We start from the raw sequence: 14,859 nt of genomic DNA on the forward strand, positions 1-14,859 counted from the left end.
CGGGTCACGGAAGCGGCTGACCAGCGGCTGCGGCGCGTTGAGTATGCCCGATCGGCGGTACCCCAGTCACTAGTTAACGACCGCTTACTCGAAAGATATCCGAGATCGTCACCAGGAGGCGGGATTGGTACGAACCATTGACCGTACTGGTCTAGTCCTCCTACTCTTCCCCGCAACGTCTTACCGCGTTCATGCCAAGCGCATGGGCAGGGCGTCAGCAGGTCCTCGGCACCACTTCCCCCTCCCTGTTTCCCCCCACGAGGAGACACGATGCTCAGACCGCACTCCCCCCGCGCCGGCCTCCGGGCCGTCATCGCCACCGCCTGCTGCGCCGTCCTCGGCGCGGGCCTGCTCGCGGGCGCCGGCAGCGCCGCCGCCGAGCAGGACAAGGCCCCCACGACGGAGGCCGCCGCCGGTTCCAAGGTCGTCGGATACTTCACCGAATGGGGCGTCTACGACCGGAACTACCACGTCAAGAACATCGAGACGTCCGGCTCGGCCAACAAGCTCACGCACATCAACTACGCCTTCGGCAACGTCCAGGGCGGCAAGTGCGCGATGGGCGACGCCTACGCGGCGACCGACAAGGCCTACACCGCCGACCAGTCCGTGGACGGCGTGGCCGACACCTGGGACCAGCCCCTGCGCGGCAACTTCAACCAGCTGCGCAAGCTGAAGAAGAAGCACCCGGACCTCAAGGTGCTGTGGTCCTTCGGCGGCTGGACCTGGTCGGGCGGGTTCACCGAGGCCGCGAAGAACCCCGAGGCCTTCGCCAAGTCCTGCTACGACCTGGTCGAGAACTCCAAGTGGGCCGATGTCTTCGACGGCATCGACATCGACTGGGAGTACCCCAACGCCTGCGGTCTGACCTGCGACACCAGCGGGCGCGCGGCGTACAAGAACCTGATGGCCGCGGTCCGCGCGAAGTTCGGCACCGGCAATCTGGTGACCGCGGCGATCCCCGCGGACGCCTCGGCGGGCGGCAAGATCGACGCCGCCGACTACGCGGGCGCCGCGCAGTACGTCAACTGGTACAACCCGATGACGTACGACTACTTCGGCGCCTGGGACGCGAAGGGCCCGACCGCCCCGCACTCGCCGCTCACCTCCTACAGCGGCATCCCGAAGCCCTCGTACAACTCCGACGCCACCATCAAGAAGCTCAAGGGTCTCGGCATCCCGTCGCAGAAGCTGCTGCTCGGCATCGGCTTCTACGGCCGCGGCTGGACGGGCGTCACCCAGAAGGCGCCCGGCGGCACGGCGACCGGGCCCGCCGCGGGCAAGTACGAGCAGGGCATCGACGACTACAAGGTGCTCAAGACCAAGTGCCCGGCGAACGGCACGGTCGGCGGGACGGCATACGCGCACTGCGGGAACAACTGGTGGAGCTACGACACCCCGGCGACCATCGCGGGGAAGATGAACTACAAGAACCAGGCGGGCCTAGGCGGCACGTTCTTCTGGGAGCTGAGCGGCGACACGGCCAACGGTGAGCTGATCAAGGCCATCAACTGACGTCGTCCGTACGTGAAGTGGGGCGGGGGCCGGTCGGCTCCCGCCCCTTACGCGTGCGCCGCTTCAGGGGCGCGACGGCGCCGGGTACGACGGCTCGAACTCCTCAATGACGCGCAGCGTGTCCCCGAGCGTGCGCACGAGCAGGTCGCGGACCGTCTCGCGCGCCAGCGCGCGGTGGCCGATCCAGTCGAGCGTGACGCCCTCGACGCTGCACAGCCAGCCGAGCAGCGCGGTCCGCGCCAGGCGCGGGATGTCCTTGCGGCCGTACGTCACTTCGGCGATCGTCGCGATCACCGCCTCGCGCACGCCGTCCCGTATCGCCTGCACCTCGGCGTCGAAGCCGACACCGCCGCTGATGATCGCGCGGTAGGCCGCCTGGTGGTGCTCGGCATAGCGCAGATAGCCGTCGATGGTGCGCTGCACGCGGTCCGCGGGCGGGAGGTCGTCGTGGCGTCCGGCGCGCGCGACGAGGTCGGCGACGGAGTCCTCGATGATCGCGAGGTAGTAGCCGCGCTTGGACTTGAAGTAGTAGTAGATCAGCCCTTTGGCGACGCCCGCCTGCTTCGCGATGTCGTCCATCGACAGGGCGTCGTAGGAGGTGTCGGCGAACAACTTCCGGCCGATGGTGATGAGTTCGGCGCGCCGTGCCGCGGAGCGGTCGGTACCGCGCTGTTGACTATTATTCAATTCCGGCCCTAGTCTCCAACTGCCTCGGATTGTCCGCAGTATGGCAGAACCGCGCCACCGGCCGGTTCGGCCGCCGAGGAGCTTTCCCGCACTCCCCTTACGCACGCTTGACGACGCGGAACGACGTACGGGAGGAAGACAGTGAGCGCAGCACGCGACGCGTTACGCGAGGGCAGAACCTCCTGGAAGAAGACGGCCGTGGTGGCCATGCCGGCGGTCCTTGCCGTCGGTGTGATGGCCTCCGTGATGGCCGAGGGCGCGCTCGCCGCGTCCTTCGCCGTCTCGGGCACCAGCTTCCAGGTCTCCTCGGGCAAGCTGACCAGCGAGGGCCTGTCCTCGTACGTCCAGACCGACCGGGACATCGACGGCAAGGGGCACCCCGTGGCGCTCCTCGGGATCGGTGACGCCACCCTGACCGACATCTGCCAGGCCGCCGAGGTCAAGACCCCGCTCGGCAAGGTGGTGTTCAAGCTGACCGCGGGCGGCGACGCGGGCAATGTCACCGCCAGCAATCTCGTCATCGACGGCGAGGACCTGGTCGGCGACGCCCGCTTCGGCACCGCGGAGATCGGCCGGGACGCCTCGACGCTCGACGAGGTGCCCGGGGTCAAGGGCGAGCGGGGCAAGTTCGGGCTCCAGGCCGGGGACATCACCGTCTCCGGGGTGAAGTCGAACGCCTGGTCGGCGACCGGCGGCAACTTCCGGCTCAAGGGCATGCGGGTCGACGTCAGCCTCGGCGGCAAGAAGTGCTTCTGACCGGCGGCGGCAGGGGCGGTGTCAGAGCCTTCCGCAAGGACGGCGGCGGCTGGCTCGACCGGCGGCTGCCCTGGCCTCAGCAGCGCCGGACCGTCCGCAGATGGCGGCGGACCCGGCCGTTCTGGGGCGGGCTGCTGCTGATCCTCGGCGGCGCCGAGCTGCTGCTGGTGCCGCTCTCGCCGCTGACGGTCCTGGTGAGCCTCGGGCTCGGCGGGATCGCGGCGGTCGGCATCGGGATCGCGCTGGTCGTGGCGGGGCTCTTCCTGTGGTTCCTGCCGCACACGCACCACTACGTGAGCCTCAACGCCCTGATCCTCTCGGTGCTCTCGTTCGCCGCCACCAACCTGGGCGGGTTCCTCGTCGGCATGCTCCTCGGCATCGCGGGCAGCGCCATGGGCTTCGGCTGGACGCCGGTGCCCGAGGAGGCCGAGGAGGATCCCGCGCGGCCGAAGGTGCGGGACGGGCAGGGCACGCGGACGCTCGCGGTGCTGCTGCCCGTGGTGATCGTCGCCGGGATCGTGAACGGGAGTCCGGCCGAGGCGGCGCCCTCGGAGTCGATCGTGGCGCCGAGGACCCCGCCGACCATCACCACCACGCTCTTCGCCCCGAAGGGCTTCATCCTGGCGGGCGTCACCGAGATCCCCACCGCGGACGGGCCGTTGAAGGTCATGGTGCTGCGGATGAAGGCCGCCTCGCTCACCGACTACAGGCTGAAGACGCGGGACGGGGGCGGGGAACTGGCCCTGGGCGCCGACACGTTGGACCTGAGCGGCTCGGTCACGCTCTATCTGACCAAGTTCAAGGGCTGCCTCGAAGGCCTGCTCTGCCTGACCTTCACCCCCGACAAGCTGCCGGTGCCGCCCGTCGTGCCGCCGTTCGTCTTCATGACGGACGTGAGCGCCGAACAGGCCCTGGTCACCTCGGACTCGATCGTGGCGGGCGGGCTCTCCCTCAAGGCCTCGACGTGAGGGGCGCGGCCGGAAGGGCCTCGGCATGATCCAGATCCAGGCCGCCCTCTTCTGGGCGTACGCGGTCGGCGCGACGTTCGCGCTCTCCGCGGGGCGGCAGTTGCAGGTGTGGGAGCGGATCAACGCGGGCGAGGGGCCGCGCACCCGCGGCCGGGCCGCCAATCCGTATCTGGCGCTGACCGCGCTCTTCGCCGCCGTCCTGATGGTGCCGACCGGCCTCTTCCTGCTGTGGCAGAACCCCGCCTGGGCGACCATGCACGTCGCGGACGGCCACGAGGGCGTGTGGGCGGGGTTCGTGCTCTTCTACGCGGGCGGGATCCCGGTCGCCGCGATCATCGGGTTCCTCGTGGCGCAGGCGCTGGTGCTGGTGGGCGCGGGCTACTGGGCGTACCTGCAGTGCGTGGGCGGGTACTTCCTGCTGTTCGGGACGCTGATCCACGGCTGGGACGGCCGGGGGTACGAGCGTTTCCTGTCACCCGGCGCGGCGGACTTCGCCCGCTGGCCGAGGGAGAGCGTGGTCAATCACGTACTGGACTTCCTGACGTCCGGCACGTTCCTGGCGCTGCTGCTCTTCGGGGCCGCGGTGATCGGCACCATGCTGATGACCGAGATCGGCTGGCTCATGGAGGGCTGGTCGCTGCCGGGCGCCGACGAGGACCGCGCGGTGCCGCGGATCCTCGGCATCGCCATCGCGGCCGCCGGGGTCCACGGCCTGCCGTTCGCCGGCGCGCTCCTCGCGAGCGTGCTGGTGCGCCTGGTCGGCGGCTGGGTCGGCCTGCCGCTGTTCGCGGTGGTGGCGGGGTTCACCCTGCTGCACCGGCGGTCGCCGGTGCGCCGGCTGTACGGCCTGGTGGGCGTCCCGCACCGGCACTGGCGGGCCGGTGCGGACGGTGGCTACGAGAGCCGGGTCACAGCAGACCGGCCTGGGTGACGAGCATCGCGAGGACCACGACGAGCGTCCAGCCCGCGAGGTGCTCCAGAAGGTTCGGCCCGTCTTCCTTGGGTCCGCCGGTGCGGGCCCGGACGCGAACGGCGGTGGCAGAGGTAGCGGTCATGTCTTCTCACTGAAGTTCGACTGGCAGTGGTGTCCCCCCGGGGAACCCCTCCACCATGCCAGCCTGAAACCTCCTTGTGGGGGAGAGCTTGGTCACCCCGTACCGGAGCCCCCTCCTCTCCGGTGCGGGAGGGGGCCCTCGGCTCGGCTCAGCGGATTCCCACGGCCGCCAGTGCCTCACGTTGGCGCGCGGAGAGCCGGGTGGGGAAGTACAGGTAGCAGACGCCGCCGGTGCCGGAGACGACCTTGCCGGTGGCGTTGTAGCGCTTGGTGCGCAGCCAGATGTTCTCCCACTCGCGCCGCTTGTAGACGCGGCGCACCGCCTCGTTGCTGGGCGACGCCGGATCGTTGGCGATGACGTCGCCGTCCGCGGTGAAGCCGATGACGGTCATGAGGTGGCCCGCCGTGCCGTACCCCGCGCCCGTCAGCTCCTCCTTGAGGAAGGACTGGGACGTTATGGCCGGGATGCCCGCGGCGATCAGCGACTCCAGCTCGGTCAGCGAGGCGAGGCGGGTCACGACGCCCTGGAGGTCCTTGTACGTCGCCGCGTACGCCGCGTTGAAGGGCCAGTTGCCGCAGCCGTTGTACTGGTAGTCGAAGGTGAAGCGGGCCGCGTGGCACACCTGCGGGTCGGCGTAGGAGGGGTCGACCCAGGCCAGGTCCTCGGGGGTGGGCCTCCGGCCCCAGTACTCGATGATCATCTGCGAGGAGGTGGGGCTGCACCAGGCCTCGCCGCCGTTGTCGTACTCCGGGTACTGGCCGATGTGGGTCTCCTGCGAGTAGCGCGGGACCGTCAGCTCTTTGGTGAGGCCCGGCTCCGAGGCGGGGACCTGGAAGCGGTCGGGCACCGCGGAGGCCATCGCGCCGAGCCGCCAGACCGTGGGCGTCACGGTCGCGCCCGGCCTGCGGTACAGCGTCACACGCAGCTGGTACGAGGTGACGCGCGGGCCCGCCTCCGCGTCGTCCAGGGCGAGCGTGTCCGTCCACACCGTCGACTTGCCGTCGCTCTGGTCGTCGACGGAGGTCCGCCGGATGTCGGCCTCCTTGTCGTCTCCCGAGGCCCAGCGGCCCATCACGTACCAGGGGCTCGTCGTCCCGTCCGCGTACGTGCCGCGCAGCTCGATCTGGATCCAGGTGCCGGCCGGGGTGCGCGCGTTCCAGGAGGCGATCAGTTCCGTCGCGGGGACGGTGGAACGGTGCGTGGGCGAGGTCCACCGGGCGTACTCCCAGGTGGCGACCGTGCCCGTGTGGGGGTCGGCGTAGTCGGCTCGGCCCGCGGGCTTCGCGATGCGCAGGCCGGCGCGGGCCGCGGAGACGACCGCGGTGCCCTCGGCGGTGCCGGTGCGCCAGTCCGCGCACGAGGTCCAGAAGCGGTTGTCCACGGGGCGGTCCGCGCGCGGCTTCGCGCGGCGCGGGGACGAGGTGCCCCCCGCGGCCAGGGCGGGGCCCGCGGTCGCCGCGAGGGCCGCCACCGCGGCGGCGGTGCCGAGCACGGTTCTGCGGGACATGCCGTCTGCTCGGTCTCGCCGGTCTGCTCGGTCTGCTCGGTCTGCTCGGTCTGCTCTGTCGGAACGGTCGGGGCGGACGGAACGGTCGGGTCGGTCAGCTCGGTCCATCAGGGGGACCCCCAGTCGACGTGGTTTCCGGCGGGATCCGGAACGGGTCGGAACAGGTGCGCGGAAGTGGGCCAACTATGGCCGGTCCCGGCCGACTTCTGCCAGCGCTTCGGGCACCGCCGCGCGCGTCAATATTGGCCTCAACCACTGGCATGACCAGCGGCGGCGCGCGGAACACCTGCTTCCGCACGCCGCCGCCGGTCGTACGCTTGCCGATGATGACCCCTGACCCGCGCGCCCCGCGCACCCCCCGGCCCCCGCTCCACCGGACCCCGCTCCCCCGCCTCGCCGACGCCCTGCGCGGGCTGCCGCCGTCCTGCGGCCCCGTCCGGCTGGTCGCCGTGGACGGGCACGCGGGCTCGGGCAAGTCGACGTTCGCGCGGTGCCTCGCCGAGGCGCTGGGCGGCGCGCCGGTCCTGCGGCTCGACGACATCGCGAGCCACGAGGAGCTGTTCGACTGGACGGACCGGTTGGACCACCAGGTCATCGCGCCGCTCTCGCGCGGCGAAACGGCGCGCCATGCCCCGTACGACTGGAACGAGCGCCGTTTCGGCCCGGCCGAGCGGAGTCTGCCGCCCGCGCCCGTGGTGATCGTCGAAGGGGTCGGCGCGGGCCGCCGCGCGCTGCGGGCGCACCTCGCGGCCGTGCTGTGGATGGATGTGCCGCGCGAGGAGGCATGGCGGCGGGGGCGCCGACGGGACGGGACGGTCCAGCGGGACTTCTGGGACGAGTGGGAACCGGCGGAACTCCGGCACTTCGCCGAGGACCCTTCGCGCCCCTTCGCCGACCTTTTGGTGCGGCAGTGCCCAGAGGGATATGAGGTGCGACCGGGACCCAGTGGGACGCCAGTCGGAACCCAATTCGTCACGCAGGGTGATGGTTCATCGGCGGTCCGCTGAACCCCTGGAAAACAGCTTCCAGTTGGCCCGGGGAGTTTTCATGAGTGCCCCAACTCCGCTTGACCCAGGGGCCTTACAGGACTTACGTTCTGAATGTGCGGCCTTCCGAGACCGCCCGCAGACGCGAAGCCCCCGGTTGTTCCCCCGTGATCGGGGGCTTCGTTCTGCCCTCAGGGCCTCATTTTCGGCCGCTGCGAGCCGCCATTCGCTTACCCTCGGTCACCATCGGACCCGCTGCCCGAGGGCCCTTCCCGGCCGATCCGCCGGCGTCGCACCCTACGGCCGACCGCTCCCCCGCAGGTACGATGCCTAACGGTGCGCCTTTTTCGGACGGCTGCTCTGCGCGCCGAGTCAACTCCCGTCCGCAGCACGGCGGTTCAGCGAAGTGGCCGACGGGCACCGGCCCGGTGGCACGCAAACGGGGGCACGGTTTGTGGGGGACGCGATGGACTTCGACGCGGTGGGCTCACCCGCCCCGGCCGACCTCGCCTGGCTGAGGGGTGTCGACGCCTACACGATGGGCGCCTATCCGCAGGCGGAGGAGGAGTTCCGTTCGGCGGTACGGATGGACCCCGGGATGGCCGACGGCTGGCTCGGGCTGCACGCGCTGCGCGTCGACACCACGACGGCGCTGCTGCGGATGTTCCAGCACCGGGACAGGTTCGGGGAGCAGCGCGCACGGCACCGCCGCCCCCTCAACTCCTGGTACTGGCTGGGCTGGTGGGTCCAGCCCGTCCTGGAGAGCACACGCGATCTGCTGCTCGCGCACGCCTCGCACTGGCTGGACGGCCGCCACGTCCCGGAGCTCGACCGGGCGCTCGCGGGCCTGCCGCCGGTCGACGCCGACCCGCAGGTGCGCTTCCTGCACGCCTGCCGCTCCTACCTGGTCAAGGACTGGGAGCAGTTGGTGCGGCACACGGACCCCCTGATCGACGACCCGATGCTCGGCATCGAGGCCGGCCTCTTCGGCGGCATGGCCCGGGTGCGCCTGGAGATGTACGGGCAGGCCGAGCCGCTGCTCTCCGCCGCCCTGATGCGGTGCCGCAGCGAGCAGCCCCAGCGCAAGGAGCTGCGCTACTGGCTGGCCCGCGCGCACGAGGGCACCGGACGCTCGGCGGCGGCCCTGCCGCTGTACCGGGCGGTCCACCGGGTCGACGCCTCGTTCATGGACACCTCGGCGCGGCTCGCCGCGATCGCCGAGGGCGACGGCTATGACGAAGCGGCCGATCTGGCCGCCGCGATCAGCCTGGCGGGCGGGGGCCAGGACGTGCTGGAGGGTCCCGACGGCATCGACGTGCTCTTCGGCACCGAGGGCCGCGACGTGAAGGTCACCGACCCCCAGCTGCCGCCGGGCGGCATCCCTCCCGGGCCCGGCGGCCCGCCGGGTCAGACCGGCCCGCCGGGTCAGACCGGCACGTCAGGGCAGAGCGGCGCGGCCGGACAGAGCGGCACGTCAGGACAGACCGGCCCGGCCGGACAGAGCGGCGCGGCGGGCCGCTCCGAGGCCGACGCCGTCCGCGAGAAGGCGATCATCCCGATCAAGCCGAGCCCCGCACAGCCGCCTCCCGGCCCCACCGACCCCGCCCTCCTTGAGGCCGCGCTCTCCGAGCTGGAGTGCATGGTGGGCATGGAGCCGGTGAAACGCCAGGTCAAGGCGCTCTCCGCGCAGCTGAACATGGCACGCCTGCGGGCCGCGCAGGGCCTGCCCGTACAACCGCCGAAACGGCACTTCGTCTTCTCGGGCCCCTCGGGCACCGGCAAGACCACCGTGGCCCGCATCCTCGGCCGGGTCTTCTACGCGCTCGGGCTGCTCGGCGGCGACCACCTGGTCGAGGCGCAGCGCGCCGATCTCGTCGGCGAGTACCTGGGCCAGACGGCCGTGAAGGCCAACGAGCTGATCGACTCGGCGATCGGCGGTGTCCTCTTCGTCGACGAGGCCTACTCCCTCTCCAACTCCGGCTACGGCAAGGGCGACGCCTACGGCGACGAGGCGCTTCAGGTGCTCCTCAAGCGGGCCGAGGACAACCGCGACCACCTCGTGGTGATCCTCGCGGGCTACCCCGAGGGCATGGACCGGCTGCTCGCCGCCAACCCCGGACTCTCCTCGCGCTTCACGACACGCGTCGACTTCCCCTCGTACCGCCCCCTCGAACTGACCGCGATCGGCGAGGTGCTGGCCGCCGACAACGGCGACGTGTGGGACGAGGAGGCGCTCGAGGAGCTGCGCTCCATCAGCGGGCACGTCGTCGACCAGGCGTGGATCGACGAGCTGGGCAACGGCCGCTTCCTGCGCACGCTCTACGAGAAGAGCTGCGCCTACCGCGATCTGCGGCTCTCCGGCTACCCCGGCGAGCCGGGGCGCGAGGACCTGTCGACGCTGCGGCTGCCGGATCTGATGCAGGCGTACGGCGAGGTGCTCTCGGGACGGGGGCCGCAGGACACGCCGGGGAGCTGAGCCCGGGCGCGGTCCCGCGGCCCTTCGTTCGGCCGGTCCGCCGCTCAGCTGACCAGCGCGCCGTCCCGGCTTCCGTGCGTGCCCCTGTTCTCCTGGGCCCTGCGCGGCAGCGCGACGCGGTGCGCCGGGTCGCGGACCTCGCCGACCAGGAGTTCCAGTACGTCCTCCAGGGCGACCAGGCCGAGCACCTTGCCCGACGCGTCGGCGACCTGCGCCAGGTGCGTCGCGGCACGGCGCATCACCGTCAGCGCGTCGTCCAGCGGCAGCTCCGCCCGCAGCGTGGTCATCGGCCGCCACACCTGCTGCGGCACGGCCCGGTCGGTCTCCTCCAGATCCAGTACGTCCTTCACGTGGAGGTAGCCCATGAAGGCGCCGTTCTCCGCGCGGATCGGGAAGCGGGAGTAGCCGGTGCGCCCGGTGAGACCGATGACCTGGCCCGGGGTGACCGAGGCGTCCACGGTCACCAGCGCCGCGCGGTCGAGGAGTACGTCGGTGACCGGGCGCGAGCCCAGCTCAAGGGCGTCCTCCAGGCGCTCCTGCTCCTCGGGGTCGAGCAGTCCCGCCTGGCCGGAGTCCTCCACGAGGCGGTTGAGCTGTTCGCTGGTGAAGACCGCCTCCACCTCGTCCTTGGGCTCGACCCGGAAGAGCCTCAGGACCATCCGCGCGCACGCCCCGAGCGCGACCGTCACCGGCCGGCACAGCCGGGCGAAGGCGACAAGCCCCGGGCTGAACCAGAGCGCGGTCTTCTCGGGGGCCGCCATCGCGAGGTTCTTCGGAAGCATCTCGCCGACGACGAGGTGCAGGAAGACGACGACGGCGAGCGCGATCACATAGCCGAGGGGGTGGATCATGCCCTCGGGGAGACGGACCGCGTGGAACACCGGCTCCAGAAGATGCGCGACGGTCGGTTCGGCGACAGCGCCGAGCGTCAAGGAGCAGACGGTGATGCCGAACTGGGCGGCCGCCATCATCTGCGGCAGGTGTTCGAGGCCGTAGAGCACCTGCCGGGCCCGCTTGGTGCCCAGGGGCTCGATCTGGCTGCGGCGCACGGAGACGAGGGCGAACTCGGCACCGACGAAGAAGCCGTTGGCAAGCACCAGCAGCAAGGCGAAGAGGAGTTGGAGCAGGCTCATCGCAGTGCCTCCGCGGCGGCTACGGGGGCCGGGGCGTCCGCCGTCACGGCGGCCCCGGTCATGGCGGCCCCATGCGGGGCGGACCCGGTCATGGCGATCCTGACCCGCTCGGCGCGGTTGTGCCCGACCTGGCGCACCGAGAGCCGCCAGCCCGGCAGTTCGGCCCGGTCGCCGGGGGCCGGGATGCGCCCGAGCAGGTCGGCGACGAGGCCCGCGACGGTTTCGTAGGGCCCTTCGGGTACGTCGAGTCCTATGCGGCGCAGGCTGTCGACGCGGCAGCCCCCGTCGGCGTCCCACGCGGGCCTGCCGTCCTCGGACGGCGCGGCGCACAGCTCGGGCACGTCCAGCAGGTCGTGCTCGTCGCGCACCTCGCCGACGAGTTCCTCGACGATGTCCTCCAGGGTCACGACCCCTGCGGTGCCGCCGTACTCGTCGACGACGACGGCGATGGGCTGCTCGCTGCGCAGCCGCGCCAGGAGGGGCTGCACGGGAAGCGTCTGGGGGACCAGGAGCGGGGACTGCGCGATGCGGCTCACGGGGGTGCGCAGCCGGTCGTGCGCGGGGACCGCGAGGGCGTCCTTGAGGTGGACCATGCCGACGATCTCGTCGATCCGCTCGCGGTAGACGGGGAAGCGGGACAGGCCGGTGGCGCGCGTCAGGTTGACCACGTCCTCGGCGGTCGCCGACGTCTGCAGCGCGCTGACCTTCACGCGCGGCGTCATGACGTGCTGCGCGGTCAGGTCGCCGAGGGAGAGGGTGCGTACGAACAGGTCGGCGGTGCGCTGCTCCAGGGCGCCGGCCTGCGCCGAGTGCCGGGCCAGGGAGACCAGTTCGCCGGGGGTGCGGGCCGAGGCCAGCTCCTCGGCGGGCTCGACGCCGAGGGCGCGCACCAGGTGGTTGGCCGTGGCGTTCAGGAGGGCGATCACCGGCCGGAAGAGCCGCGAGAAGGCGTGCTGCGGGCCCGCGACGAACCGTGCGACCTGGAGCGGTCTGGACACCGCCCAGTTCTTGGGCACCAGTTCACCGATGACCATCTGCACGGCGGACGCGAGCAGCATGCCGACGACCACGGAGACACCGCCGACGGCGCCTTCGGGGACGCCGATCGCCGTGAACGGGCCCGCGAGCAGGTGCGCGAGGGCCGGTTCGGCGAGCATGCCGACGACGAGCGAGGTGAGGGTGATGCCGAGCTGGGTGCCGGAGAGCTGGAAGGACAGCTCCTTGAGGGCACTGACGACCGTGCGGGCGCGGCGGTCGCCGTCGGCCGCGGCCATCTCCGCGTCGGGCCGCTCCACGGTGACGAGGCCGAACTCGGCCGCCACGAAGAAGCCGTTGGCGAGAATGAGCAGGAATGCCGCCCCGAGGAGCAGGAGGGGGACTGTCATGCCGCCGCCTCCCAGGTCGCGTGGGTCCCGGAATGCCGGGCGGGGGCGGCGCAGGTACTACAGGACGATCCGTCCATCGCCGGAGGGAGTCACTCCTCGGGTAGCAGGGGCCCCCGGGGGCCGGGCGGGCCCGTCAGGGGCGGGGCGGCACACCTTGCGTGCCCCGCCACCAGATTAATCAGAACGTCAAGGCGTCGCGCGGAAGGAGCAGCGGGTGCCGCGGGCGGCGTCACTCCCCGAGCGGGGTGCGGGCGTCGACGAGCGCGCGCAGCGCCTGGGAGTCGGCGATGGCCTGCTGCCTGGCGATACCGGGCTGGATGCCGAGGGCGGGCAGGCTGGTGCCGTCGCTGAGGTTCAGGAAGACCCAGGGGTCGCCGGGGCGGAGGGTGACCTGGACGATCTCCGCCCAGGCCAGACGCCGGCTCGTCGCGATGTTGACGACGGTCACGCCGGAGTCGTCGGCGACCACCTTCGGCCTGCTGAGCAGCATGAGCACGCCGAAGAGCAGCGCGCCGGTGAAGACGAAGCTGGCCCGCTCCCCCGGGCTGAGCTTGGGGAGCAGCAGGGCGATCACCGTGAGGACCACGAACATCGCGGCGCCCGCGGTGAGCATGACGACCCGGGTCCGCTTGGGGCGGAAGGTGACGGGCAGGGCGGGAAGGTCAGACATGGGGTGCGGGCTCCGGCCGGTTCAGAGACGGCAGGCGTGGATGGCGGTGGTCAGGATGGCCCGCGCGCCGAGGGCGTACAGGTCGTCCATGACGCGCTGCGCCTCCTTGGCGGGAACCATGGAGCGCACGGCCACCCAGCCCTCGTTGTGCAGCGGGGAGATCGTGGGCGATTCGAGGCCCGGGGTGAGGGCGACGGCCCGCTCCAGGTGCTCGGCGCGGCAGTCGTAGTCCATCATCACGTACGACCTGGCGACGAGGACGCCCTGGAGGCGGCGGAGGAACTGCTGCACCTTCGGGTCGTCGCCGTCGGCGCCGGTGCGCCGGATGACGACCGCCTCGGACTTCATGATCGGCTCGCCGAAGACCTCCAGGCCCGCGTTGCGCAGGGAGGTGCCGGTCTCCACGACGTCGGCGATGACCTGGGCGACGCCCAGCTCGATGGCGGTCTCGACGGCGCCGTCGAGGTGGACCACGGAGGCGTCGACCCCGCTGTTCGCCAGGTGCTTGGCGACGATGCCCTCGTAGGAGGTCGCGACGGTCTTGCCCGCGAGGTCCTCGATGCCGGTGGCCGTGCCGGGCTTGGCGGCGAAGCGGAAGGTGGAGCGTGCGAAGCCGAGCGGCAGGATCACCTCGGCGTCGGCACCGGAGTCGACCAGCAGGTCCTGGCCGGTGATGCCGATGTCGAGCCGGCCGGCCGAGACGTAGATCGCGATGTCCTTGGGGCGCAGGTAGAAGAACTCGACCTCGTTCTCGGGGTCGACGAGGACGAGTTCCTTGGACTCCTTGCGCTGCTGGTATCCGGCCTCATGGAGCATCGCCGACGCAGGTCCGGACAGTGAACCCTTGTTGGGGACGGCGATGCGCAGCATGAGGTCGGATTCCTTTGCGTGAAGGGGGGTTGAGCGGGCTTGGCTGACGTACGGCTCAGAGGTGGGCGTAGACGTCGTCGAGGGAGATGCCGCGGGCGACCATCATCACCTGCACGTGGTAGAGGAGCTGTGAGATCTCCTCGGCGGCGGCTTCCTTGCCCTCGTGCTCGGCGGCCATCCAGACCTCGGCGGCCTCCTCGACGACCTTCTTGCCGATGGCATGGACGCCCTTGCCGACCAGCTCGGCGGTGCGGGAGGTCGCTGGGTCGCCGTTGGCGGCCTTGTGCTGCAGCTCGGTGAAGAGCTGCTCGAAAGTCTTCTTGGACATGATGCCGTTCACTCTACGCGGCCGGGCGGCGCCGCTCAGCGCCAGGGTTCGGAGACGGTACGGAGCGTGGTCGCGGTGGCCACGGCCGCGGTGACCGCTTCGTGCCCCTTGTCCTCGCGGGAGCCCTCGATGCCCGCGCGGTCCAGGGCCTGCTCCTCGGTGTCGCAGGTCAGTACGCCGAAGCCGACGGGGACCCCGGTGTCCACGGAGACCTGGGTGAGGCCCTGGGTGACGCCCTGGCACACGTACTCGAAGTGCGGGGTGCCGCCGCGGATGACGACGCCGAGCGCCACGATCGCGTCGTAGCCGCGGCCCGCGAGGACCTTGGCGACGACCGGCAGCTCGAAGCTGCCCGGCACGCGCAGGACGGTCGGCTCACTGATGCCCAGCTCGCCCAGGGCGCGCAGGGCGCCGTCGACGAGGCCGTCCATGACCTTCTCGTGCCACTGGGCGGCGATCACCGCGACCCGCAGGTCGCCGCAGTTCTTCACGCTCAGTTCGGGTGCGCCCTTGCCGCTCACGC

15 protein-coding genes are annotated in these 14,859 nt (G+C 71.4%); 6 read left to right on the forward strand and 9 right to left on the reverse strand.

Annotation, left to right across the window (positions count from 1 at the left end; all coding sequences use genetic code 11):
- The first annotated feature begins 270 nt into the window (after positions 1-270).
- A complete protein-coding gene (locus DMA15_RS05420) occupies positions 271-1,515 on the forward strand; it encodes a glycoside hydrolase family 18 protein (protein WP_125511515.1) in 1,245 nt (414 codons plus the stop codon).
- 63 nt (positions 1,516-1,578) lie between these two features.
- Here the strand turns inward: DMA15_RS05420 and DMA15_RS05425 are convergent, their stop codons facing one another.
- Positions 1,579-2,202 (reverse strand): TetR/AcrR family transcriptional regulator, encoded by a 624-nt coding sequence (locus DMA15_RS05425; RefSeq protein WP_125511516.1) that lies wholly within the window; start codon positions 2,200-2,202, stop codon positions 1,579-1,581.
- 207 nt (positions 2,203-2,409) lie between these two features.
- Here DMA15_RS05425 and DMA15_RS05430 point away from each other — a divergent pair, with 207 nt between their 5' ends.
- From DMA15_RS05430 to DMA15_RS05440, 3 genes are all read left to right on the forward strand, one after another.
- On the forward strand, positions 2,410-2,958 hold the full coding sequence (locus DMA15_RS05430; RefSeq protein WP_240660161.1) for a DUF6230 family protein: 549 nt from the start codon (positions 2,410-2,412) through the stop codon (positions 2,956-2,958).
- 65 nt (positions 2,959-3,023) lie between these two features.
- A complete protein-coding gene (locus DMA15_RS05435) occupies positions 3,024-3,926 on the forward strand; it encodes a DUF6114 domain-containing protein (RefSeq protein WP_125517325.1) in 903 nt (300 codons plus the stop codon).
- A 25-nt stretch (positions 3,927-3,951) separates the two neighbouring features.
- Positions 3,952-4,857: a hypothetical protein gene (locus tag DMA15_RS05440; RefSeq protein WP_125511518.1), complete on the forward strand. Its 906-nt coding sequence runs from the start codon at positions 3,952-3,954 to the stop codon at positions 4,855-4,857.
- Here the strand turns inward: DMA15_RS05440 and DMA15_RS05445 are convergent.
- A complete protein-coding gene (locus DMA15_RS05445; protein ID WP_125511519.1) occupies positions 4,835-4,981 on the reverse strand; it encodes an SCO1431 family membrane protein in 147 nt (48 codons plus the stop codon). The two genes, DMA15_RS05440 and DMA15_RS05445, sit on opposite strands and share 23 nt — an antisense overlap.
- 148 nt (positions 4,982-5,129) lie before the next feature.
- Complete coding sequence (locus DMA15_RS05450) at positions 5,130-6,488, reverse strand: peptidase C39 family protein (protein WP_125511520.1); 1,359 nt, start codon at positions 6,486-6,488, stop codon at positions 5,130-5,132.
- A 260-nt stretch (positions 6,489-6,748) separates the two neighbouring features.
- Between DMA15_RS05450 and DMA15_RS05460 the strand changes: the two genes are divergently transcribed.
- Together DMA15_RS05460 and DMA15_RS05465 are read left to right on the forward strand one after the other, a co-directional pair.
- Positions 6,749-7,495 carry a hypothetical protein gene (locus DMA15_RS05460; RefSeq protein WP_240659684.1) on the forward strand — a complete coding sequence of 249 codons (747 nt, stop codon included), beginning with the start codon at positions 6,749-6,751 and terminating at the stop codon, positions 7,493-7,495.
- A gap of 445 nt (positions 7,496-7,940) precedes the next feature.
- Positions 7,941-9,950 carry an AAA family ATPase gene (locus tag DMA15_RS05465; protein ID WP_240659685.1) on the forward strand — a complete coding sequence of 670 codons (2,010 nt, stop codon included), beginning with the start codon at positions 7,941-7,943 and terminating at the stop codon, positions 9,948-9,950.
- 44 nt (positions 9,951-9,994) lie between these two features.
- Here DMA15_RS05465 and DMA15_RS05470 read toward each other — a convergent pair whose 3' ends face one another.
- The 6 genes from DMA15_RS05470 to ribH form a co-directional block, all read right to left on the reverse strand.
- Positions 9,995-11,083 carry a hemolysin family protein gene (locus tag DMA15_RS05470; protein WP_125511523.1) on the reverse strand — a complete coding sequence of 363 codons (1,089 nt, stop codon included), beginning with the start codon at positions 11,081-11,083 and terminating at the stop codon, positions 9,995-9,997.
- Positions 11,080-12,468 carry a hemolysin family protein gene (locus DMA15_RS05475; RefSeq protein ID WP_125511524.1) on the reverse strand — a complete coding sequence of 463 codons (1,389 nt, stop codon included), beginning with the start codon at positions 12,466-12,468 and terminating at the stop codon, positions 11,080-11,082. The genes DMA15_RS05470 and DMA15_RS05475 overlap by 4 nt, the downstream gene beginning before the upstream one ends.
- Positions 12,469-12,697: 229 nt before the next feature.
- Positions 12,698-13,138, reverse strand: a complete 441-nt coding sequence (locus DMA15_RS05480) for a PH domain-containing protein (RefSeq protein ID WP_125511525.1) — start codon at positions 13,136-13,138, stop codon at positions 12,698-12,700.
- Between the two features lie 21 nt (positions 13,139-13,159).
- Positions 13,160-14,008, reverse strand: coding sequence for an ATP phosphoribosyltransferase (hisG, locus tag DMA15_RS05485; protein ID WP_055526585.1), 849 nt, complete (start codon positions 14,006-14,008; stop codon positions 13,160-13,162).
- 55 nt (positions 14,009-14,063) lie between these two features.
- Positions 14,064-14,336, reverse strand: coding sequence for a phosphoribosyl-ATP diphosphatase (locus DMA15_RS05490; RefSeq protein ID WP_125511526.1), 273 nt, complete (start codon positions 14,334-14,336; stop codon positions 14,064-14,066).
- A gap of 35 nt (positions 14,337-14,371) precedes the next feature.
- The gene (ribH, locus tag DMA15_RS05495) at positions 14,372-14,857 is read right to left on the reverse strand and encodes a 6,7-dimethyl-8-ribityllumazine synthase (RefSeq protein ID WP_125511527.1); all 486 of its coding nucleotides are present in this window, start codon (positions 14,855-14,857) and stop codon (positions 14,372-14,374) included.
- Positions 14,858-14,859: the final 2 nt, after the last annotated feature.

Origin of the sequence: Streptomyces sp. WAC 01529, from assembly GCF_003945545.1 — a bacterium.
Classification (GTDB): Bacteria; Actinomycetota; Actinomycetes; order Streptomycetales; family Streptomycetaceae; genus Streptomyces; species Streptomyces anatolicus.